Source organism: Streptomyces sp. NPDC001700 (assembly GCF_053596435.1).
Map to the genome: position 1 here is coordinate 1 of NZ_JBSFGE010000033.1, position 21,666 is coordinate 21,666.

Genomic DNA, 21,666 nt, shown 5'->3' on the forward strand with positions numbered 1-21,666 from the left:
GTCACGACGACGGGGCCCGTCTTCCTGTCCAGCACGGCTCTCGGTGGGGTGTGGGCCTTGGTCAACGCCTGCTGGTATCTGCTGTTCACCTGGCTTGTCAACCGGGGGCGCGCCCTGGTCTCCCGGCCGGTCGTGCACCGGAGGCTGGGCGTGGCCACCGGCGTCGTACTCCTCCTGCTGGGCGTGGCGGTGGCGACGGGCGCCTGACCACACCGTGGGCCCAGCAGGTGTCACCGTCCGATGGCGTCGCTTCCCGTCTCGGCCGGCACTCGCATCCGGACGTCGTAGCCCCCGTCGGCGGCCGGGCCGGCGGTGAAGCTGCCGCGCAGGTTCTCGGCCCGTTCGCGCAGGCCGATCAGTCCGTGGTGTGCGCTGGGGAGGCGCAGGGTGGGACGGGTCGGCGGGGTGTTGGTGATGGTCACGCCCAGTGCGCCGTCGTCGTGCCACAGCCGTACGGTGGCGGTTGCGCCGGGAGCGTGTTTGCGGACGTTGGTGAGCGCTTCCTGGACGGTGCGGTAGATGGCGCGCTGCACCGGTGCGGCGATCGTGGCGGGGAGTTCGCCCTCCAGCCGCGCTTCGATCCCGCTCGTGCCGATCAGCCGCTGGAGGTCGGCGAGGGTCGGCTGCGGGGTGAGTTCGCCGGCCCGGATGCCGGAGGCGCGGAGCAGGGTGACCATGTGGCGCAGCTCGTCCAGGGTGGTCACGCTGAGTTCGCGGATGGTGCGGGCGGCGTCCTTGGTGTCGGGGTCGGTGGTGCCCACCTGAAGCGCCCCGGCCCGCACGGCGATCAGGGTGACCTGGTGGGATACGACGTCGTGCATCTCCCGTGCGAGCTGGGCGCGTTCGCGCGCGAGCACGTTCTGGGCGTGCATCCGGCGCTCGTGCTCACGGGCCTCCTCGACCTCCGTGAGCCGCAGCGACAGATCGTGCCGGGCTTGCACCAGTTGTCCCAGGAGGACGGGGGCGGCGGCTGTGGCGAGGAGGTAGACGAAGTGGACCAGCGTCCATGTCCGGCCGTCCGAGGCGTAGTCGGACAGCGGCCATGGCATGGCCGAGGCGGCGGCGGACAGCGTGGCGTACACCACCAGCAGGCGACGGTCGCGGACCCGTACGGCGAGCGTGTAGAGGGCGGCCAGCGGGGCGACCATGACCGCCAGGAACACCGCGGACGGCAACGTCGCCACGAACACCGGCAGGGGGAATCGGCGCCGGAAGGCGAGCGCGAGACAGGCCACGGCCGACCACACCGTCACCGGCCAGGACTCATCGTCGCAGGTGAGCCACACGTCGACCGCCGCCACCACGACGAGCAGCGCGTCCAGCAGCGGAGCGGGTAGCCGGCGCCGCCTCATCGGACACTCCCGGTCCCGGACGATCCGCCGCGCAGCAGCCCGGCCCGCTGGGCGAGCAGCGCCGCCTGCACCCGGCTGCTCACCCGCAACTTGGCGAGGATCGCGCTGACGTAGTCCTTCACCGTGCCCTGGCTGAGGTGAACGCGCGCGCCGATGCCGGAGTTCGACAGCCCCTCCGCGATCAGCACGAGAACCTCCCGCTCGCGGCCGGTCAGCAACTCCACGCGCCGCACCTCGGCGTCATCGGTGTCCGTCTCGGTGTCCGCGTCCTGGTGGGGGTGGAGCAGGGCGCTGGACGCCTTGGGGGAGAGCACCACCCCGCCCGCGGCGAGTGTCCGTACGAGCTGGGCCAGTTGCTCGGGTTCGGTGTCCTTGAGGATGAACCCGGCCGCTCCGCCACGGAGCGCGGTCAGGATGTACTCGTCGGAGTCGAAGGTGGTCAGCATGGCCACTACCGGGGGCTCCGGCATCGCCCGGATCCCGCGCAGCACGGTGAGGCCGTCGACGTCCGGCATCCGGATGTCCAGCAGGACGACATCGGGGCGCACCCGGAGCACGGTGTCCAGGGCCTGCGCGCCGCCTGACGTGGCGACCACGTCGATGTCCCCCGCCGCGTTGAGGATGAACTGGAAACCGGACCGGATCAGGGCCTCGTCGTCCACCACCTGTACCCGGATCACACCCGCTCCGTCCCACTGCCCGCCACCGTAGCCACTGCCGGGCCAAGACTACGGACACACGGCGCCACACCGGGCCGAACAGCGAGGAACCCGATGGCCGGCGGGGTGGCTCCAGCCACTCGGCGGGGGGTGGTCACGACGGGTGGCGGAGGCGCTCCCGACCTTCGCCGGATATGGCCGGAAGCGCCCGCTGACCAGCCTCGGCTTCATGACCCAGAACGCTTCCCCAGAACAGTCGACTGCCGCCTCCGTAGACCTCTTACCGCCCCCCGCCTCGGCCCCCGCGCCCGTACACCGTCTGATCGGCGTGGACCTCGCCCGCGGACTGGCGGTGTTCGGGATGTACGCGGCTCATGTCGGCCCCGACCCGTCCGTCGGCGGTGCCACCGGCTTCGCCATGGAGCTGGCGCACGGCCGCGCCTCCGCCCTGTTCGCCTTCCTGGCGGGCTTCTCGATCATCCTCATCATGGGCCGCCGTACCCCAAAGACCGGACGTGCGGGGCGTCAGGCCGTCGCCAAGGTCCTCATCCGCGCCGTGATCCTGCTGGCTCTGGGGACCGCACTCACCATGAGCGAGACCCCCGTCGAGGTGATCCTCGCCTTCTACGGCCTCTACTTCGTCCTCGTGCTGCCGCTCTACCGGCTGCGCGCCGCCACGCTGGCCGTCATCGCCACCGGCACGGCACTGGTCCTGCCGCAGGTGCTGTATCTGATACAGCAATCCATCGACGGCGGCACGTGGGCCGAAACCGTCACCCGCCACGACCCGCTCGCCCGGGTCAGCGATACCGGCGGTTTCATCGAGCTGTTCTTCACGGGCAGCTACCCGGCGCTGGCCTGGGTCCCGTTCGTCATCGCGGGCATGGCGGTGGCCCGCCTCGACCTCGCCTCCACGGTGGTACGCATCCGGCTGGCCATCGCGGGCGGCGCGCTCGCCGCCCTCGGCTACGGCGGCTCCTGGCTGGCCCTGCACCTGGTGCCGGGGGTCCGAACCGCGCTCGCACACTCCGCGTGGGAGCCCGGGTCGGTCATGTCGGCCTGGTGGTCCGACGCCGCCGGCTATCCGACGGGGGACACGTCGGCGTGGCTGTGGGCGGCCTCGCCGCACAGCGAGACCACCTTGTCCATCCTGGCCAACGCCGGTGTCGCCCTGACCGTTCTCGCCGGTTGCCTCACCGCCGCCGACCGGTTCCCGCGCTTCCGCAAGTGTGTCGCCCCGGTGATCGCGGTCGGCACGATGTCGTTGACCGCGTACGTCTTCCACGTCGTGGGCATCCGGATGCTGGGCATCGAGGAACTCCCCGGCTCCCCGCTGCGAGTGCTGCTCGGCTTCATCGCCTCCGTGACGGTGCTGGCCGTCGTCTGGTCCCGATTCTTCCGGCGGGGGCCGCTGGAGTATCTCCTCAACGGCGCCACCAAAGTGGCTCGTTACCTCACCTAGCAACGCCCACGTGGCCTCCGAGGACCGTTCGCCCGAGTCAGCTGACGATCACTGCGATGCCTGCGCTGCTCTGAGGAGTTCATCCGCGCCGGAACCCGTCATCAGTACGTTCACCTCGTCGATCGGGGCGATCTGGGTGAACCAGCCGTGCGGGCCGCCGGGCTTCAAGGAGGACGTGGTTCCAGGCGCCCGTCCACCCGCGCTGCCGGAAGGTGGCCCGCAGCATCAAGCGCTCCGGCGGCAGCGTCAGCGTCATCGCTGGCGAACTCGGCCGGTCCATCGACCGTACGGAGACAGAAGACGCCACCCGGGCGCGGCAAGCCGACCTCGCTGATCACCGCTCAGTTGCGGCTTCGTTGGCACGTACAGCAATTGCCGTGAACAGGCCAGATCTTGGCCGATATATGCCGTAACCTCGGGTAAACGTCACAAGAGTCATATTTGATCTATGACTTACACGTGGATCGCCCCAATTCGCGGACCTTGCCTATCGGTAGTCACCGTACAAAAGTTCCCGATGCAATAGTTCGAACATTCGATCTATCGGCCTGCTCCGTGACCTGGAGTAGGTAGAGGGGGCCATTTCACGTTGTCTGGGTTATCCAGAACAAAACGCAGACTGTCCATGGCTTTAGGCACGGTGCTGCTGACCACCAGCGGCGCGGCCGTGGCGATCGTCCCGGCGGCAGATGCCACCCCGTCGGTGACCGGCAAGGCACCTGGCCATGCTCCGGAGCCGAGCGAGGCCGATGTCCGAGAAGCCGACTTCGCATGGGCGGCCAAGCACAGCAAGGGCGGCATCCCCTGGGCGCTGACCCAGGCGAAGAGGACGGGGAAGAAGACACTCGTCCCTGACGAGACCACGGCGACGTCCGTCACCTACGCGCACGCCGACGGCACGCTCACCTCCGAGCTCACCGCCGGCCCGGCCCGCATGCAGCAAGACGGCCGGTGGGTGGACGTGGATGCCCGGTTGACGACGGCTGCGGACGGCAGCGTGAAGGCGAAAGCGCACCCGAACGGGCTGGAGCTCAGCGGCGGGGGCGGCATACCCGCGAAGTCGTTGAAGGCCGCCGAGGAGGCCACGGCCCGCGATCTGGTCACCCTCGGCGAGGGCAACGAGCAGGTCACCTTGCAGTGGAAGGGCGGCCTGCCCAAGCCCGACCTGGACGGCACCCGCGCCACCTACAGGGATGCGCTGCCCGGCGCCGATGTCATCGTCGAGGCCACCCGCACCGGCTTCGAGCAGTACGTGAAGCTGGACCAGCGCCCCGCCGGTACCTACAGCTACACGATGCCGCTGAAAGCCAAGGGTCTGAAAGCCGCTGCGCGGAAGGACGGCTCCGTTCTCTTCACCGACGCGAAGACGGGCGCCGAGCGGGCCGTGATGCCCGCTCCGGTGATGTGGGACGCGGCCGTGGACAAGACGTCGGGCAAGCACGAGAACCGGCACCCGGTGGACATGAAGGTGGTCGACAAGGGCAACGGCGACGTCGATCTCGTCGTCACCCCCGACAGGGCGTGGCTGGCCGACCCGGCCACCCGGTATCCGGTCACCGTCGACCCCTCGACGGCGAACCTGACGAACGTCTTCGATACCTACGTCCAGCAGGGCGAGGCCGGGGATCTGTCCACCGACGTCGAGCTGGACTTCGGCAACCCCGGCACGACCAACAGCGATGGCACGCCACGCACCGCCAGGTCGTTCATCACCTGGAACACCGCGGCGTTCAAGGACGCGCTCGTCACGAAAGCGGACGTCAGCCTGTGGAACTTCCACTCCGGCAACGACGATTGCAAGGCGTATGAGTGGACCATCTGGGACACCACCGCCTCCTCCACCGCCTCGCGGTGGACGAAGCAGCCGACATGGCAGCAGCAGTACCATTCGTCCACCCAGACCAAGGGCAACGCTGCCTGCACCGCCGCCCCGGACGGCTGGATCAGCGCGGACGTCACCACGCTCGTGCAGAGCTGGGCCTCTGCCCAGGACGGCAAGGGCCACATGGGTCTGCGTGCCACCACGGACGACATCAAGGCGTGGAAGCGCGTCAACTCCGCGAACGCCACGTCGAACCCGCCGAAGCTGACCGTCACCTGGAACTACCGCCCCGGAGATGGCACCGCGCAGCAGGCCGGCACGCCGTTCAAGTCCTACGCCGGTGTATGGGCCGTGAACACCACCACTCCCACGCTGCGGGACAAGTTCTCGGATGCCGACGGCGACACCGTCAACGGCACCTTCCAGGTCTATGACGCGGTGACGAACAAGCCCATCACCACCCCGGCCGGAGAGGGCCTGATCGTCTCCGAGTTCATCAAGCCCGGCGAGTGGGCAAGCGTGAAGGTGCCAGCCGGGCAACTGGTCGACGGCAAGACCTACAAGTTCCGCACGAACGCCTACGACGGCACCCACTACAACCTGAACTTCTCGCCGTGGCGGGAGTTCGTTGTGGACACCACCGCCCCCGGTGTGCCGAAGAGCGTCGCGTCGGAAACGTACCCCGAGAACCTGCCGGGCGGTGCCGTGGGCGAGCAGGGCCGGTTCGATGTGGATACCGGCGTCGATGACGCCCGCGACGTGGAGTACCGGATCGGGGCGGCCGACACCGACGACAACGGGAACAGCGGTAACACCAGTGCTGATGGGTGGCAGCGCGCCCCGACGACCAACAACGGCTTCGCCGCCAAGGCATCGTTCTACGCCGCCCCTGCCCAGGACGGCAACCTTCAGGCGGAGGTCCGGTCAGTGGACCGGGCCGACAACACGGGCGCGACGCGCGTCTACGGGTTCGCCTCGCCGAGGCGCACCGACACGGGTCGCGCCAAGAAGATCGACATCAACCTTCCCACGCCGAACATCGGCGCGACCGCGCCGGGGTATCACGATGAGCCGCAGCCCGCGTGGGATTGGGCGACCATACAGCGTGACGGCACGGTCAGGGACGGCAAGCCGAAGGTGTACCGCAGCACCGGTCCGAAGAGCAGTTCAACGGTGACATTGACGCCGCTGGCGGAGATGAAGCGCAGCCCGGAGGAAGCAGCGAGGGCGCGGCAGCAGCTGCGATTGCCCGAATACCCGGACCCGATCATCACGGGGGCGTGGTGCGACCCGACGCTGGTGAACATCAAGGCGCAGATGACGCGGACCGAGGCGTGTCTGCCGATGCAGGTGTCCTATACGCATACGGACCGGGTGTCCCAGCCGCCGAAGGTGTACGAGCAGATGTTCGACGTGCTGTACATGGTGAAGACCGATCCGGAAGGTAACAAGATCAAGACGTGGATGCAGATCGACCCGAAGGATTGGTCGATTCCCGCTCCCAAGCTGCCGTTCCCCGGCGGGGCGAACGGGATGATCCTGCTGGACGTCCAGTCGTGGTGCCAGTCCGACGGCTGCGACAAGCAGGCCCAGGACTGGGACTTCTACGGCGGTCGGTCCAGGTGGAGCGGTAACCAGGACCAGCACATCATCACCGGAGTCGCCGACTTCGAGTGGAACGGCAACGTCAACAACGCCTCCGGGAGCAAGGACAAGGACCTGTCCAAGGAGCTTCCGCTGCGGTGGTGGATGGACTGGGGTACCACCGTTCCAGGGATCCCTGATCCGGCCGATCAGGACAAGATAGTCTCGCTGCCGACGGCGGCCCGCTGCGACAAGATTATCTCCGGCAAGGCCCCAGGGTGTGTGCTCTCGTCGTACAAGCCGGGGTACACCATCAATTCCGAGGCGTTCCCGGGCGCGGCGGCTCACATCTGGCTGATCCAGAACAAGCACGCGGAGAAGCTGGGCAAGTCCCCGTTGACGCCGCTGCACTATCTGCCGTCCAAGGCGCGCAACGCTCCTGGCCAGGAGCCGGAGAACAAGCTGGACAACGGCAAGCCGGGGAACCGTAAGGCGGTGTGTGGGCGCGCGTTCCGCAAGCACAATGACACCGCCACGATTGCGACCCCCAATGGTAGGCCCGACCCGATCTCGTGTGACGAGTTTCCGTTCGCGGCGACGTATGAGTCTCCCGGATTCCCCGCCGCCAACGGTGGCCTGAACCCGGCCAAGAACATTGACTACGCCGGTCTGGAGTGCGTGCAGACGGTGGTAGCGAAGGGTGACGGAACCCGCGAGCACCTGTACAACGACACCACCTACGACGACCCCAAGTGGCCCGCGCTGTGCGGCCGTTCGTCGATGTCGAACTACATCAACACCCAGTCGATGCAGCCATTCGGCGTAAGCTTCGCCAAGCAGTTCCGGCTTCTGGACTACGACGAGTACTGGGTCGACCCGGCCAACGCCCGGTTCGCGGACTGCGACCCGTCCAAGGCCGAGATCAAGTGCAAGATGAACTGACCGGCCGCTGCGCCGTGAAGGTGCTGATGGCCCGGCCTGTGTAGTACGGCAAGCGGGGCACGCCTACCCGGTGGACATCGGGTAGGCGTGCCCCGCTTCCCTCTCGTCTACGCCAATGGAGGACACGATGACTGACATTCTGCCCGCTTGGACCGCCATCGCTGACTGGCTGGCGGTGCACGCGCCTGCCTCGCACGCCACCTTACGGCCGGGCGCTGCCGTGGCAGACGTTCGATCCGCAGAGAACGAGTTGGTCATGGGTCTGCCCGCCGACTTGGTGACGCTGCTGTTGGTGTGCGACGGAACGGTCGATGCCTCAGCCCTTGACCGCGACCCTGACGAGTACGATCCGGGCTTGTTTCTCGCCCAGCATCATCTGCTGCCGCTTGAGGAGATCGCGCAAGTCCGGGGTGGCGAAGGAAACACCGATCAGTTCTGGGGTTTCTGGGTTCCTTTCGCCGTCACCGACTACTCCCTCTCTCCGTGGGGCGGCCTGGCAATCGACGCCGAAGGCCGCCTCGCCACCTTCAGCCAGGACGCCGGTGAGCCGCCGTCGGAACCGCTCACCACCCCCGGGTACGGATGCCTCAGCGATTTCCTGGACTCCGTGGCTGAAGCCCTCACCCAGGGCACCGGCCCGTTGATGGCCGAGGCCACACCCGGCATCCACCGGGGCGCGCTCGTATGGGGGCCGTTGCCAGGTGACGGCGTTCCGTGGACGCCGGCGCACCCGGAGTAGCGCCCCGAGGCCACCCCTGGACTGGGCCGACCGCGCAATCTGGCTGGAATATTCGTCGCTGCACCTCAGGCGGCGCACAGCTACTCGTCGCCACGGCCATGTGGCAGACCGGGGTGCGCCGCGCCCGCACATTCCTCTCTCGGGTGGGCTTTTGTCGAATGTTGCCAAGCGGTGCATGATGGAAGTGCAAGCGAAGCTGGCTTTTGGAGGCACTGTGGTGGGGACCATTTGGGGACCACACGGTGTGCGCGACCCCGCACAACTCAGGCGTTACTACATGTATTTCGCCTATGGAAAGCGCCGTAATTCCGAGGAATTCGGCGTTCGCACTTGACTGGGGGTCAAGGGGTCGCAGGTTCAAATCCTGTCGTCCCGACGGTGTTTACGCAGGCCAGGGGCCCATCTCCACCACGGAGGCGGGCCCCTGAGTCATGCTGGCTGCCTTCTGGGAGCCACATGGGAGACGATCTTCGAACGTCCCTCCAACGCCGCTTCGTGCTCGCGCAGCAGCCGCTCCAGCACCGGCACCGCCGTGCGGGGTTCCACAACACGGCCACCTGTGATGACCTGCGTTTCTACGCCGCTCGCTGGTATTCGTTGATGAGGCCGCCGAGACGCTGTCGGCGCTTGATCCGCTCGTGGGAAGGATCGGCGACGGGGTGGTCGGGCTGTGGCGGGTGGAGTTGTTGTCCGCGGTGGGGTCTTCGTCCGTTGTAGCGCTGGATGTAGTCGTTGAGTACGGCGCGTAGGTGGCGTTGGCCGAAGATGAGGATCATCCCCCGGTCGGTGGCCTCTGAGCGCACGGTGCCTACGAATCTCTCTGCGTACGCATTCGCTTGGGGGCGCCGCGGAGGGATCTTTACGACTCTGATGCCCTCGCTGGCGAGGACCATGTCGAACGACCTACTGAACTGGCTGGCACGGTCGCGTATGAGGAAGTCGAACTCGGATGCGCGGTGGCCGAGCTTGAGCAGCTCGCCCTGGATGCGCTGGTATCCCCACGAGGTGTTCTCCCGGGCGAGTTGTTCGATGAGCGTGGCGATCGCCTGGTCGATTGGCGGGCGGCCGGTTCGGTTCGGGTGCGTCCACTTCTTCGTCACCAGTCGGCGGTGCCACCGCATAATCGTGTCGGGTGTGACCAGACGGTGCCGTCGCAGTCGACGCGGCAGCTGTCGGACCAGCGCGGCGAGGTACGCGCGGTCGGCCCAGGTAAAGCGCGGCTTGGGGTTCGTGCGGCGCAGCACCGCTACCTCGTGCCGCAGAACGAGCAGCTCGATGTCCTTGGAGGTGGAGGAACGGCAGAGGAGCATGCACCAGCCGAGCAGCCGGGTGAAGATCAAATAGAGTAGACGTAGCGGCACAATCCGAGTCCTTCCCAGCAAGTGTTACTCCACTCATTACCGCAGGTCATCGCGCCGGGCCGAGTTCTGGAACCCCGCACGGTTAAGCCCGTCGCACAGGACGGGGCGAGCGGGTGTGAGCAGAGGCTCCGAGTGGAGGTGAGCAGAGGCTCCGGCGTACGGGCTCGGGCAGCTGGGAAGCAGTACTCAGCTGGGGAAGCTGCGCAGGAGCAGGCGCCACGCCGCGGTCGACGAGACCGGCGTCAAGGTGGCCGTCCGGGCGTCGGCCCCGGTCACGGCCCACAGCCCGTCGGCGGTGTCGAGGACCCGCAGGGTGCCCGTGCAGGTGTTGCCCGACACATCGGGCCACCGCGTCGCCACCTCCCACCACCGCGCGCCGTCCGCGGTGGACGCGCCGACCGCCGCCAGCACCCGGAGCCCGGCCGGCGGACCGTCGTGTGGCGCGGCACCGGACAGCTCCTCGGGTGCGGCACCGAACAGGCCGTCGACCTCGGCGGCGGGCAGCGGCACCGGCACCGCGCCGGGCACCGGCCGCGGCCCGAGCCCGACGACCCGGGCCACCGCGGCCGGCACCGAAACGGGCACCAGGCAGGCCAATTCCACCAGGCCGCCCGGGGCGTCTTGCGCCTTCGAGGTGTCCGGAGGCTCCGGGCTGTCCGGGACCTCGGGGGCGTCCAGGAGCAGTGCCGCGGACTCGGCGCCCAGCCAGCCGGCGCCGTGCACACCGCTGCCGTCCACCGCGGCACCACGGACGGACACCATGCACACGGGGTCGGCGATGGCTTCCGCCAGCGGCGCGACGGCCGGGTGCGGCTGCCCGTCGGACAGCACCCCGGCGTCCACCAGCGCCCGCAGCCCCGCGCCGTCGGCCCGCTCGCCCTCCGCCCAGTCGTAAAAGGCCTCGAACAGCTCCGGGGACAGCCGCAGCCGCCCGCTGTCACGGTCGAAGTACGCAGTGGCCGTGCCGGCCGTACCGGCCCTACCGGTCACGCGGCCCCCTCCCGGAGCCGGAAGCGGCCCGCGACCGAGGCGAACAGCTCCGCCTTCGCGTCGTAGTCGAAGGTCGCGGCCGAGGCGGTCACGGTGAAGCCGCGCCGCCCGCTCGTCCACGCCCACTGTTCCGCGGTGATGGCCCCGGCCTCGGGGAGAACATGGTGGAAGAGCCGCCGCGTACCGGAGCCCGCGGGCTGCTCGTCCAGCAGCAAGTAGTCCTGGAGGTGGTCCGTCAGCGTCTGGCCCACGATCCGCTGCCACTGGCGCGCGTCCGCGACGTCCTCGGCCGTGACGACGACGTTCGCACGGAACGCCGCGCCATCGCCCGGCTCCACCGCGATCAGGGCGACCGGCGGCCCCGGTGACTCGACCTGCTCCCAGTGCGCCGGCAGCGCGATACGGAACTCCCGCTCCTCGTAGGGGCGCAGTTCGGTACTGGTCATGTGAGCTGCCCCGCCTGCTCCTTGATGAACGCGGCCACCCGCGGTGCCCTGCCCCTGGCCACGTCGAATACGTGCGCGTCGCTCGCGGTCCGCACGACCAGCCGGCGGAAGGGCGACCGCATCCAGAACCCCCGGCGCGGGCGGCCGTCCGCGCCCGCCCGCGCGGGCACCACCTCGACCCCGGTGATCTCCCCCGCGGGAACCGTCATCACGGTCGTCTTCCCGCGCAGCGAGTCCTCGCGCTTGGTGGCGGCAAAGCCGAGGCCCTGCGGGTACCAGGCCAGCGTGCCCTCGACGGTTCCCTTGCGGGCCAACGCGTGATCCTGCTCGTCGGTGTCCGGATCACGCACCCACCCGCCCTTCCACTGCACCACGGGCTCGGCCACATGCCCGAACTCCCGCCGGACCTCTTCCTGGCTGAGCACATCAGGACTCACCGCGGTGCAGGACTGCGCCAAGGTCCCCAGAGCGTCCTGCGGCTGCCTTCCCTTGCGGTCTTTCTTGTGCTCGCCCTTGCGGAACCATCGGGGGCCCCACCATTTCGGGGGGTCCTTCACGCCGATGAAAATCAGCACGAGGCAGAAAACGCTGACCAGGCCGAAAGGGAGGGCGATCACCATGGGGAGTCCGAAGACCGCAGCCGCCCCCACTCCGAAAAACGGGAATGCGAAGGCAGGGATACCGACGAGCGCGAGGGCGGGACCGCGATTGATGGCTGCCCAGGCCCGAGCCGACGGTGTCCGGCCTGCCCAGCACCAGGCGAAATATGTGATCCCCACGCCACCGGTGATGGTGAAGAGCAGTCCGCTGATGCCCCAGGATTTGCCGTACTCGGCTTCCAGATAACCACCGAGGAACATCAAAGCCATCACGACGACGGGTGACCGGGGCGAGAAGACCGAGGGGGTTCGCTGTCGTGCCATCGCGCTATCACTTTCCAATCAAGCTGTTGAACCCGTCCGCGATCTTGCTGCCGACCCCGGAACCGGCCGCGGCACCGACGAGGCCGCCGACCACCGCGCCCACCGGCGCGCCGACTCCGCCGAACGCGGCACCCACCGCGGCACCGCCCGCAGCTCCGGCTTCCGCGCCACCCCACGCGCCGAGGGTCGCCCCGGTGGCTTTGGCCCCGGTGCGGGCGACACGCTTCCCGGTCGACATGTTGGGGTCCTGGGAGTCCTGGCCCCACTGACTCAGCCCTGAAGTGACGGCAGTGAGCCCCAGGCTCGCCCGGCCGCCCCACTTGCCGACGGTCAGCCACTTGCTCCGGCTTGCGGCGGCATAGGACTTGGCCTCCCAGTTACTGCTCCACATACGCCGGAAGGTGTTCTTCCACAGTGGTTCGTTCTTCCACGGCAGAAAGCGTCCACTACCGTTCTGCCACGGCAGATAGCCGGCTCTGGGGGCAAATTTGCCGTGCCTGTAGTAGCTCGCCCACGACACACTGGCACCGAGCCCAGTCGTCCCGAAACCACCCCACCCCAGGTACTGGCGCCCCTGCTCGGCCCAATTCGTGCCGGCGCCGTCGTTCGTCGCGTTGATCTTGTCCACCGCGGTCTGGCGCGCCTCGTCATGGGCGGCGGTCTTGACGCGTACGGCCGAGGCGATGCGGTCGTTCTCCTCGACCAGGTGCGGCTTGTGCCGCCAGCCTTCTCCCAGCGGCTTGGCCTGGGCGACGAGGCTCTCGGCGTCTCGCTTCAGCTGCTGGAGCGACTTCTTGACCGGCGCGCCGGCGCGGGCGTACTCCTGCAGAGCATCGGCGGCGGTCCGGGCGGCCTCGGCGAGCTTGCTCGCCTGCTGCTTCACGGGCACTGCCTTCTCGGCGAGGAACGCACCGTGCGGCGCACCGTAGTTCAGCGCAATGCCCTCGGCCCACGAAACATCGATTTCCCCGCCGCGGCGCTCCAGCCCGGAGGCGTTATAGCGAATTTTACTGACCGCCGCCCCCAGATCATCGAAGTGGACGTCGTCCAGCGTCGGAATTTCCTCCGGGGCGACCAGCGCATCCGTCATTCACCGACCACCCGGCCCGAGCCAGCCGTTTCCCGTGGAGTTCGCCCGGTCGATCCCCAGATGTGCGTTCCCCCGCATTTCGTGATCCCCGTCGTCGAATATGCCGGTCGCCTCGGCGGCGCCGTCCACCGTGCGCGTCACCCGGGACGACATGATGCCGGTCTTCTGCTGGACGTCTCCCGAGAGCCTGGTCAGGGCGCCGGCGACGGGAGCGTCGCTCGCCAGCCCCGCTTCGTCGAGGGCGTCGAGCAGCATCCGGACGTCCGTGTCGATGTCGTCGCCCTGCCTGGTGGCCTTCCGGCCCGTCTCTTGCATCCCGGTCGGCGAAATGTCGAATTTCATGACTCGGCCCTCAGCGAATTCCGTTCGACGCACTCTCGAATAGCCGTGCGCCAACGATTCGCTCCCCCGGCATCCCGCGGCCGCCCTCGGCAGCGGCACGGACCGGCCGGCAGAGCGCGGACAGCGTCTCGCTTCTCCGGTTGAATTCGAGGCTCACCCCGTTGTCCTCTCGCTCGGGTATACGGATGCGTCCACCCGCACCGACCCCAGTGAACCCGACCGCGCGGCGCCGGAACAACCCTGGCCCGAAGGGCGCGCCTGCTATTGCCGGGGATGTCGGACACCGCCGGATGAAGTGCCCTGCGGACCCTGGACAACCGTCTCCAGCGGGTGCGGCGGCTCACCGATGCCGATCCCGGGACCGCCGTTGGCGGCGTCGTAGCCGGGGCCGCCGACCAGGGTGTCGTTGCCGGAGTGTGAGGCGTTGTCGGGGCTGTCGCCGAAGAGGTAGTCGTTCCCGGTGCCGCCCGTGATGTTGTCGTTGCCGTTCTGGCGGCTCACGCCGAAATACGTCCCCACCGACACATTGGTCGGGTCGCTCGGGTTGAAGTTGTCCGAGCCGTCACGAGGCAGACCACCTTCGCCGAGGTCGCCGCCTGCGCGGCCCCACCGGTGCCGAGAGCGGCGCCGGTGGCGGCCGCGGTGCAGGCCAGCAGCGCGGTGAGGCGCCTGATCCCGGGTCGGGTCATTCGGTGTCCTCCTCGGAAAGGTCACGTCCGCTGGAGTGGTGTATCGACGGCCACTCGGTGATCCGTTGTTGAGGCTATGCGGTGAGTTCGGTGGGTAGGTCGGGTTCGTCGGTTTGTGACTCGATCGGGTGGAGGCGGGCCTTGGCGAGGAGTTCGCGGCCCATGTAGCGGCGGGCTTCGGTCCATTCATCGTTCTGTTCGGCCAGTACGGCGCCGATCAGACGAATCGCGGCGGTCCGGTCAGGGAAGATCCCGGCGACGTCGGTGCGGCGGCGTACACGGCGCCACTCCGCTCAACGCCACCGTCACGGGATTCGCCCGTGCCAGTTCCGTCGTCGTCGCGGCGGCCACCATCATGGTCTCCGTCTTCGCCGGATTCATCTTCAACCCCCAGCCCATGATCAAACAGGCCGGCTTCGCCCCGGCCACCGGCATCCTCATCGACGCCTTCGTCATCCGCATGACCCTCATACCCGCCACCATGGCACTCGCGCAGGAGAAAGCCTGGTGGCTGCTCGCCCGGCTGGACCGCCTGCTGCCCGACCTCGACGTCGAAGGCGACAAGCTCACGCAGAAGATCCCGCTGACCCATCCCGCGCCCCACCAACCGCACGCCACCGCGCAAAAGACCGAGACCACCGACTGACCTGCCAGAAGAGGGTTTCCTGCGGGCGGGGTGGATCTGCCCATACCCAGGGCCGGTCATGGGAGTTGAGCTGGACAAACTTGCCAAGCGGTGGCCTGGTCGATTTCGGGCGGTCCGGAGAAGGACTGTCCGGTCAGGGTGGCCTTGCGGAGTACGCGCCATCACCCTTCCTGGAGGTTCAGCCAGCAGAGGTCGACCGGGATGAAGATGTCGCATGGCCAGCCCAAGTGCGCGCCTGGTCGAGCGGGTCGTCAAGAACTGCTTGCGGAGGAGCGGTTTATAAACGGGCAGGCATGCACGAAACGCCTTGACTCGCCTGGGGCCAGTTTGGGACCACACGGTATGCGCGCGCACCTGAACAGCACCCCCGTGGGTACACGGAATTCGCGGCTACTTAGTCGCGAATGTCGGCATATAGCACAGTGGTCACTTGACTGGGGGTCAAGGGGTCGCAGGTTCAAATCCTGTCGTCCCGACGGTGTTTACGCAGGCCAGGGGCCCATCTCCTTCGAGGAGATGGGCCCCTGAGTCATGCCGGGAGCCTTCTGGGAGCCAAATGGGGGATGACCTTGGAACTCTCCTCCAGCGCCTGAAGGGTGTCAATATTCCGATCAGGCTGCTGAGCTGGGCGTTTCCTGTGGACGGTGAGGCAGCCGGGGTGACGTGGTGTGGTACTCGTTGAGCAGTCCGCCGAGCGCCTGGCGGCGCCTGACCGCGACAGCGGGCAGGGGGATGATATTCGGGTCGTCGTCGGGTGCTCGTAGGCCGAGGCTGCGGTGGGCCCGTCCCGCGTTGTAGTGCTCCGCGTACTGGTTGAGGACCGCGCGCAGGTGCCGTTCGCCGGTGATGAGGAGTCGGTCGGTGCACTCGGTACGGACTGTGCGTATCCATCGTTCGGCGAATGTAGACCGGAGCGGCGCAGGACGCGCCGGATCGTGGCGGCGGCGACCCGGTGGCCGAGCCGCCGCAGCTCACCTTGAATCCTGATGTACCCCCAGGTCGGGTTCTCTCGCACCAAGCGCTGGATGAGCGCGATCGTCTCTTCCGGCAACGGTGGCCGACCGGGTCCGACCGCCGTCTGGCGCCATTTTCAGCGCATCAAACGCCGGTGCCAGATCAGCAGCGTGCCCGGGGTGACCAGCCGATAGCGGCGCAAGGCGGATGGCAGGTGCCGCGCGAGAGCGGAGAGCACGGCGCGATCAGCCCAGGAAAACCGCGGTCGCTCGACCTGTCGGCGAAGCACGGCGACCTCATGACGAAGCACGAGGATCTCAGCATTGTTCGCGGCGGTCGATCGGCCCAGCAAGAGCAAGCAGCCCAGTAGTCGACAGAAGATCAGGTAGAGCAGTCGCAGACCCACAATCATTGATCGTGTCCACACGCAGGCGATCGCAAAGCCCCAAGTCAACCACCGTGCGGCAATAAGGACACCCTTCAGGGGCAGGACGGCCGGGCGTGCGGGGTTGTGAGGGAGGCGGTGCTGGCGGACGGCGTCGCCCAGGGCGCTGGAGAGCGTGGCCAGGCACCGGTGAAGGTCACTTGGCCGCGGCCTGCGGCGAGCTGGGTGTGAACGAATCCGGCGATGTGGCGGCGGCCGAGCTCGTCCAGCTTGAGCGCACCCAGGGCGGGGATCAGGTCGCCGGTGACGTAGTCGCGATACCGGGCCAGCGTGGTCGGCTTGAGCACGTACGCCTTCGTCTCCACCCAGGCAGAGAGGGGCGACGGTCTGGTTCGGGTCGCCGTTGAACCCGCCGGCCTCGCCCTCAAGGATCCGCTGCAGCGCGGCCTGGGCGGTGTCCTGGGTGGGGAAGCCGCCGCGGCGGATGGTGATACGGCGGTGGTCGGGGGAGGGCAGGCCGACGGCGAAGGTCCAGCTTCCGTGCTCACAATCGGTTGCCAGTCGTGGGCAGCGGGTCCCGAGCTGGTGGCGGTGTGCGTCGCGGCATCCGCAGCGCCGGTAGATACGTCCACGGTCGGTGACGGAGCGCATGGTGATCGCCTCCTGGGATGGTGCGATGTGCCGATGGGCACACCACGCGATCACCTCAGGCTCCATAGGCCACTGAGCTGGGTGTTCCCCTTGGCGTGGCCACAAGTGCGGGGCGGTGGCAGTCCATGTTTCGATGATGGATGTGGCTGGATAATAGTGTGCCAAGCGATTTCCTGCGGCCTGACGGCGTCGAGTGACCCCTCCTATGGTGTGCTGTAGGTGCCAAGAAATACGTTCGTACTGGTCACGCAGTATGTCGGTACTCGTGCAGGATGCCGCCGAGGCGATCATGCCGATGGACATGGAGATCGGCGAGCTGGTCGGGGGTGGTGACAGGCTCGGGCAGTGGGTGGAGCGGTGCGGCGCTTGCGAGAGTGCGGTGGGGTCTGTGTTCGTTGTAGAACGCCTCGTACTCACGCAGTGCGCGGAGGAGGTGGGTCTGGTTCCAGATGAGGGTGCGGTCGAGGAGCTCGGTTCGGCAGGACCAGACCCAACGCTCCATGATCGCGTTCATGCGCGGAATCTGGACACCGGTCTGAATGACCTTGATGCCCTCGGCTTGCAGGACGATGTCGAAGGGTGCCGGATAGCGCATCTCTCGGTCCCGGATCAGGAAATTTGCTCTGATGCCTGTGTTTTGGAGGTCCATGGCCATGTTCCGGGCGAGCTGGGTGACCCCGTCGGTGGTGGGATGTGCGTCGCCCCGAGGACTCGCACGCGGCGGGTGGCGTGCTCGATCACCGCGAAAACGTACAGCCTGGCCCCTGTCAGGGGCTTGGTCTCGAAGAAGTCTGCGGCGAGGATGGCCTGGGCCTGGGAGCGAAGCGAGCCGCAACACCAGGGCGCGGACCCCGACGGTCACCGCGTGGAGATCTACACCTCCGAATCTCGGCGTTCTTCGCGGCGGTCGAGCGGCCCACCAGGAGGAGGCAGCTCAGTAGTCGGCAGAAGATCAGGTAGAGCAGTCGCAGACCCACGATCACTGATCATGCCCCTACTCGGGCGGTCGCAAAGCCCCAGGCCAGCCATAGTAGGGCAATAAAGACACCCTTCAGGGCTGGTTCCACCGTCCGACCCGTACGGCGCGGAAGCTCTCGGCAAGCGCCTCGACCAGCCGGTCGTGGAGGGAGGAGTGGACCAGGACCCGTTGCTGGTCAAGTGCCTCTATGGTCGGAGCACAGGATCAGACGGAGGCCGTGTTCACGTCCTCGGAATCCCCGTATGAGCGATCATGTTCGGGGCATCGTTCGACTCGACCTCATGCTTGGCGGTGACCGAACTCATCTCTGATGGCCGTGAGGTCGGGTTCGCCGAACTGGACCTGCAGTCGGTGGAATGTGCGGACTTTGGCGCTTCCAAATCTCTGCAGGTACGCGGTGTAGGAGCTGGCAGTGAGAAATTTCGGGGGCGTGGTCTTGCTGTGAAATTTGTCCGCGTACATCACCAGTTGCTCTTCCACGGTCACGGCCGAGTAGTCGGCCACAGGGAGATCCAGCCGCTGTTCACGGATGTCGTGCCTGGTGAGGCCGACTCCTGTGTGGCAGGAGCAGAAGCGGCGGAGGCGCTCTGGGAAGCCCTCCTGGCGGAGGATCTCGTGGCCGAGGACTCCGTGGCGGATGTAGTTGCTGTGATCGAGACGTCCGGCATGGTCGTAGAGCCGGTAGACACCGATGTCGTGGAGCAGTGCGCCTGCACGCACAAGGGCAGTATCAAGCTGGAGGGCAGTGCGAGCCATGAGTTGCTCTGCGATGCGGCAGATGATCTCGCAGTGCGTGTACACGAGGTCGAGAGCCTCACGCGTCGGTGCGTACTTCTCGTGCAGTGCACGCGTCTCTTGGACCGTCGGCAGGGTCACCGCGGCAGCGTAACAACCTTTCGCACAGCCGAATGAGCCGTTCACCCCACGAGTGAGGGCAACCCAAGCAGCTCACGCTGATGAGGGTGCAACCGATGCTCGTGAAGGCGAGGAAGTGCTCGGCTTTGCGCTCGTAGCGGCGGTGAAGGCGGCGGCACCCGGCGAGCCAGGACATGGTCCGTTCGATGGTCCACCGGTGGCGGCCCAATCGCTGCGAGGTCTCGATGCCCTTGCGGGCGATGCGGTGGGTGATGCCGCGTCACCAACCTCCCCGGACAACACACCTAGGTGGCGCAGGTCGTGGACGCTGGTGCGCGGAACGCCTGCCTGGCGGGCGAGGTAGTGGAAGTGGTTCAGGACGTACTCCGGGTGCAGGGGGCGTCCGTCTTCCCGGTGGAAGACGAATCCGCCGCCCGGGGGAGTGCCCGGGCCGCTGGGCGTATGGGGCTGGCTTTTGCGGTGGGTGAGGATGGCGTGGATGCGGGGTGAGGGGGCGCCCCAGTCGTTGCTCTTGCGGGTCTTCGGGCGGTCAGGGCGAGCTTGGCCGAAGGCGATGGCGCCCAGCACGAAGCGCGCCGACGCGGCGATCACGGCAACCTTGTTGACCAGCAGCATGAAGCGGAAGCCGTAGACGCAGACGATGAGGACGAGGACCGCGAACACCGCGTAGGCGGCGCCGTACGAAGCCTTTGACTCCGGTACGCCGGCGAGCCGGTGGGCCCCGCCGGTGAGGGCGTCACCCGAGGACCACACCGAGATCGGGAAGAACGTGATCGCGGTCAGCAGCGAGACCTTGGGCGGACCGGTCTCGTCGGGTATGCGTTCGACGCCATGGGGCTCGATCCCGGTGATCGACGTGGTCACCGGCTTCACCCTCCGCTCCGGCTGTGGCGCCGGCCCAAGATCAGTGCCAGGGCCCACAGTCTGCGCCCCGCCCCTGACCAGCGGCAACCGTCATTCGGTCCTGCTGGAGCCATGGGCGCGCACTGTGAAGTGACTTGCACCCTGAACACGGGAGGGCCTTATTCACCGAGCCACGCGCTTGCGGCCGAACGCGTTCTCCGGTTGGAGCGCAAGTTTTGCACGGGGTACCGCAAGAATGGTCAGCACCGCCTGGACGGACCGCTCGGAGCGCCGGTTGCCGACATGGGCCGCGATCTCGGGACGCGGGGCTGTCACTTCGTGTTAGCCTCATGCTTTTGCGTGCTCGTGACGGTTGGCGATCCTGCCCGTCCGGTTCCTCTTGTTCGTCGACTGCTCATTCCTACCGGGCCTTCCTCGGTACGTTCGCATGCGGAAGGCTCTTCATGAATCACCCTGACCTCCCCGGCACCTCGCGCAGCGATCCCGCCCCGCTCATGGCCACTGCGCCAACGGTGCCCCCGGTCGCTTCCTTCGCCAGCCTGGAACTACCAGCCGAGGTGCTGCGAACGCTCAGCGAACTCGATGTGCGCGAGCCCTTCCCGATCCAAGCGGCCACGCTGCCCAACGCTCTTGCGGGACGCGATGTCCTGGGGCGCGGGCGCACCGGATCGGGCAAGACGCTCGCTTTCGGCCTACCGCTGCTCGTACGGACGGCTGGGCGGCGCGCGGAACCGAAGCAGCCCCTGGCGCTGATCCTGGTGCCTACCCGAGAGCTGGCCCAACAGGTCACCGAGGCGCTCGCGCCGTACGCAAAGGCACTGCGGCTGCGGATGGCCACGGTCGTCGGCGGCATGTCGATCGGCCGGCAGGCCGCTGCGCTGCGCGATGGAGCCGAGGTGGTCGTCGCCACCCCCGGCCGTCTGCACGACCTCATCGAGCGCAGGGCCTGCCGCCTGGGACGGGTAGGGATCACTGTCCTCGACGAGGCCGACCAGATGTGCGACATGGGCTTCCTGCCGCACGTGACCGAGGTGCTCGACCAGGTATGCCCCGACGGTCAGCGGATGCTGTTCTCGGCCACTCTGGACCGCGACGTCGACCACCTGGTCCGCCGCTACCTCCACGATCCCGTCGTCCACTCGGTCGACACGTCCGCGGGCGCAGTCACGACGATGGACCACCATGTTCTGGTCGTCCACGGCCCCGACCGGTACGCCGTCACCACGGAGATCGCCGCCCGCGACGGCCGCGTACTGCTGTTCCTGGACACCAAGCACGCGGTCGACCAGCTCACCCGGCATCTGCGAGCCAATGGAGTGCACGCCGCGGCCCTGCACAGCGGCAAGTCCCAGCCGCTGCGTACACGGGCCCTGGCGCAGTTCAAGAACGGCCAGATCACCGTCCTGGTGGCGACCAATGTCGCGGCCCGTGGCCTGCACGTCGACGACCTCGATCTCGTGGTCAACGTCGACCCGCCCACCGACCCCAAGGACTATGTGCACCGCGCGGGCCGTACCGCCCGGGCTGGTGAGTCCGGCAGCGTCGTCACGTTGGTGCTGGCGGGCCAGCGCCGCGAGATGAGCCGACTGATGGCAGAGGCCGGCATCGAGCCGACCATCACCAAGGTGCGCTCGGGCGAGGCGGAGCTGAGCCGGATCACCGGGGCCAAGGCCCCCTCCGGCACCCCGCTCGATGGCGGGCCGGCCGCGCCCCGGCCCAAGAACACCAACGCTCCCTTCCGCGGCCTGGGCACCAGCAAGGACACCTCCCGCGGCGCCGGCGGCAAGTCCCGAAAGGCTCGCGAGGCCCGCAAGCTCGCCGAAGCCCGCAAGGCGGCCCTGGTGCGGCGCGGCGGCTGAGGGCCGTCGCCCTGATAGTCGAAAACCTCCGACCCGGGAACGGAGAACCTC

Annotated in this window: 18 protein-coding genes and 6 pseudogenes; 6 read left to right on the top strand and 18 right to left on the bottom strand. The window is 67.9% G+C overall.

The genetic code is table 11. The annotated features are described in order from the left end of the window. Nucleotides 1–207 (top strand): annotated as a pseudogene (locus ACWC5C_RS37445) (hypothetical protein); the annotation flags it as partial. 23 nt (nt 208–230) lie between these two features. Here the strand turns inward: ACWC5C_RS37445 and ACWC5C_RS37450 are convergent. Together ACWC5C_RS37450 and ACWC5C_RS37455 are read right to left on the bottom strand one after the other, a co-directional pair. Continuing rightward, the gene (locus ACWC5C_RS37450) at nt 231–1,352 is read right to left on the bottom strand and encodes a sensor histidine kinase (RefSeq protein ID WP_450883035.1); all 1,122 of its coding nucleotides are present in this window, start codon (nt 1,350–1,352) and stop codon (nt 231–233) included. Then, a complete protein-coding gene (locus ACWC5C_RS37455) occupies nt 1,349–2,032 on the bottom strand; it encodes a response regulator (protein ID WP_450883037.1) in 684 nt (227 codons plus the stop codon). The genes ACWC5C_RS37450 and ACWC5C_RS37455 overlap by 4 nt, the downstream gene beginning before the upstream one ends. Before the next feature lie 208 nt (nt 2,033–2,240). On the opposite strand from ACWC5C_RS37455, the gene ACWC5C_RS37460 reads away from it, so the two are divergent. The 3 genes from ACWC5C_RS37460 (at nt 2,241) to ACWC5C_RS37470 (ending at nt 8,560) form a co-directional block, all read left to right on the top strand. Beyond that, nucleotides 2,241–3,473, top strand: a complete 1,233-nt coding sequence (locus ACWC5C_RS37460; protein ID WP_450883039.1) for a DUF418 domain-containing protein — start codon at nt 2,241–2,243, stop codon at nt 3,471–3,473. Between the two features lie 589 nt (nt 3,474–4,062). Further along, on the top strand, nt 4,063–7,821 hold the full coding sequence (locus ACWC5C_RS37465; protein WP_450883041.1) for a DNRLRE domain-containing protein: 3,759 nt from the start codon (nt 4,063–4,065) through the stop codon (nt 7,819–7,821). Nucleotides 7,822–7,948: 127 nt separating this feature from the next. Continuing rightward, complete coding sequence (locus tag ACWC5C_RS37470) at nt 7,949–8,560, top strand: hypothetical protein (RefSeq protein WP_450883043.1); 612 nt, start codon at nt 7,949–7,951, stop codon at nt 8,558–8,560. Between the two features lie 575 nt (nt 8,561–9,135). On the opposite strand, the gene ACWC5C_RS37475 is transcribed toward ACWC5C_RS37470, so the two are convergent. From ACWC5C_RS37475 to ACWC5C_RS37510, 8 genes and pseudogenes are all read right to left on the bottom strand, one after another. Then, nucleotides 9,136–9,921, bottom strand: coding sequence for an integrase core domain-containing protein (locus tag ACWC5C_RS37475; RefSeq protein ID WP_450883045.1), 786 nt, complete (start codon nt 9,919–9,921; stop codon nt 9,136–9,138). Nucleotides 9,922–10,107: 186 nt separating this feature from the next. After that, the gene (locus ACWC5C_RS37480; RefSeq protein WP_450883047.1) at nt 10,108–10,911 is read right to left on the bottom strand and encodes a hypothetical protein; all 804 of its coding nucleotides are present in this window, start codon (nt 10,909–10,911) and stop codon (nt 10,108–10,110) included. Continuing rightward, nucleotides 10,908–11,357: a hypothetical protein gene (locus ACWC5C_RS37485; RefSeq protein ID WP_450883049.1), complete on the bottom strand. Its 450-nt coding sequence runs from the start codon at nt 11,355–11,357 to the stop codon at nt 10,908–10,910. The genes ACWC5C_RS37480 and ACWC5C_RS37485 overlap by 4 nt, the downstream gene beginning before the upstream one ends. Then, complete coding sequence (locus ACWC5C_RS37490; protein WP_450883051.1) at nt 11,354–12,226, bottom strand: hypothetical protein; 873 nt, start codon at nt 12,224–12,226, stop codon at nt 11,354–11,356. The genes ACWC5C_RS37485 and ACWC5C_RS37490 overlap by 4 nt, the downstream gene beginning before the upstream one ends. Before the next feature lie 61 nt (nt 12,227–12,287). Continuing rightward, nucleotides 12,288–13,370, bottom strand: coding sequence for a hypothetical protein (locus tag ACWC5C_RS37495; protein WP_450883053.1), 1,083 nt, complete (start codon nt 13,368–13,370; stop codon nt 12,288–12,290). Next, nucleotides 13,371–13,712 carry a DUF6507 family protein gene (locus tag ACWC5C_RS37500; RefSeq protein ID WP_450883055.1) on the bottom strand — a complete coding sequence of 114 codons (342 nt, stop codon included), beginning with the start codon at nt 13,710–13,712 and terminating at the stop codon, nt 13,371–13,373. 261 nt (nt 13,713–13,973) lie between these two features. After that, on the bottom strand, nt 13,974–14,213 hold the full coding sequence (locus ACWC5C_RS37505; protein WP_450883057.1) for a hypothetical protein: 240 nt from the start codon (nt 14,211–14,213) through the stop codon (nt 13,974–13,976). 262 nt (nt 14,214–14,475) lie between these two features. Next, nucleotides 14,476–14,685 (bottom strand): annotated as a pseudogene (locus ACWC5C_RS37510) (transposase); the annotation flags it as partial. Here ACWC5C_RS37510 and ACWC5C_RS37515 point away from each other — a divergent pair. Beyond that, nucleotides 14,586–15,047 carry an MMPL family transporter gene (locus ACWC5C_RS37515; protein WP_450883127.1) on the top strand — a complete coding sequence of 154 codons (462 nt, stop codon included), beginning with the start codon at nt 14,586–14,588 and terminating at the stop codon, nt 15,045–15,047. The pseudogene ACWC5C_RS37510 and the gene ACWC5C_RS37515 overlap by 100 nt on opposite strands. A gap of 611 nt (nt 15,048–15,658) precedes the next feature. Here ACWC5C_RS37515 and ACWC5C_RS37520 read toward each other — a convergent pair. From ACWC5C_RS37520 to ACWC5C_RS37555, 8 genes and pseudogenes are all read right to left on the bottom strand, one after another. Next, nucleotides 15,659–15,934: an integrase core domain-containing protein gene (locus ACWC5C_RS37520; RefSeq protein WP_450883129.1), complete on the bottom strand. Its 276-nt coding sequence runs from the start codon at nt 15,932–15,934 to the stop codon at nt 15,659–15,661. A 71-nt stretch (nt 15,935–16,005) separates the two neighbouring features. Next, nucleotides 16,006–16,062: pseudogene (locus ACWC5C_RS37525) on the bottom strand (hypothetical protein); the annotation flags it as partial. A 75-nt stretch (nt 16,063–16,137) separates the two neighbouring features. Continuing rightward, a complete protein-coding gene (locus ACWC5C_RS37530) occupies nt 16,138–16,407 on the bottom strand; it encodes an integrase (RefSeq protein ID WP_450883059.1) in 270 nt (89 codons plus the stop codon). A 74-nt stretch (nt 16,408–16,481) separates the two neighbouring features. Then, entirely contained in the window at nt 16,482–16,751 is a 270-nt protein-coding gene (locus tag ACWC5C_RS37535) for a hypothetical protein (protein ID WP_450883061.1), read from the bottom strand. A gap of 530 nt (nt 16,752–17,281) precedes the next feature. Further along, a pseudogene (locus ACWC5C_RS37540) lies at nt 17,282–17,862 on the bottom strand (integrase core domain-containing protein); the annotation flags it as partial. A gap of 433 nt (nt 17,863–18,295) precedes the next feature. Next, complete coding sequence (locus ACWC5C_RS37545; protein WP_450883063.1) at nt 18,296–18,892, bottom strand: HDIG domain-containing metalloprotein; 597 nt, start codon at nt 18,890–18,892, stop codon at nt 18,296–18,298. 79 nt (nt 18,893–18,971) lie between these two features. Continuing rightward, a pseudogene (locus ACWC5C_RS37550) lies at nt 18,972–19,151 on the bottom strand (transposase); the annotation flags it as partial. 287 nt (nt 19,152–19,438) lie between these two features. Beyond that, nucleotides 19,439–19,684 (bottom strand): annotated as a pseudogene (locus tag ACWC5C_RS37555) (cytosine permease); the annotation flags it as partial. A 515-nt stretch (nt 19,685–20,199) separates the two neighbouring features. Between ACWC5C_RS37555 and ACWC5C_RS37560 the strand changes: the two are divergent. Then, nucleotides 20,200–21,615: a DEAD/DEAH box helicase gene (locus tag ACWC5C_RS37560; RefSeq protein ID WP_450883065.1), complete on the top strand. Its 1,416-nt coding sequence runs from the start codon at nt 20,200–20,202 to the stop codon at nt 21,613–21,615. Nucleotides 21,616–21,666 lie beyond the last annotated feature (51 nt).

Excerpts from the sequence above, each read along its gene's own strand:
- ACWC5C_RS37485 (WP_450883049.1), bottom strand. The coding sequence starts at position 11,357 with ATGACCAGTACCGAACTGCGCCCCTACGAGGAGCGGGAGTTCCGTATC.
- ACWC5C_RS37500 (WP_450883055.1), bottom strand. The coding sequence starts at position 13,712 with ATGAAATTCGACATTTCGCCGACCGGGATGCAAGAGACGGGCCGGAAG.
- ACWC5C_RS37450 (WP_450883035.1), bottom strand. The coding sequence starts at position 1,352 with ATGAGGCGGCGCCGGCTACCCGCTCCGCTGCTGGACGCGCTGCTCGTC.
- ACWC5C_RS37490 (WP_450883051.1), bottom strand. The coding sequence starts at position 12,226 with ATGGCTTTGATGTTCCTCGGTGGTTATCTGGAAGCCGAGTACGGCAAA.
- ACWC5C_RS37560 (WP_450883065.1), top strand. The coding sequence starts at position 20,200 with ATGAATCACCCTGACCTCCCCGGCACCTCGCGCAGCGATCCCGCCCCG.
- ACWC5C_RS37470 (WP_450883043.1), top strand. The coding sequence starts at position 7,949 with ATGACTGACATTCTGCCCGCTTGGACCGCCATCGCTGACTGGCTGGCG.
- ACWC5C_RS37495 (WP_450883053.1), bottom strand. The coding sequence starts at position 13,370 with ATGACGGATGCGCTGGTCGCCCCGGAGGAAATTCCGACGCTGGACGAC.
- ACWC5C_RS37460 (WP_450883039.1), top strand. The coding sequence starts at position 2,241 with ATGACCCAGAACGCTTCCCCAGAACAGTCGACTGCCGCCTCCGTAGAC.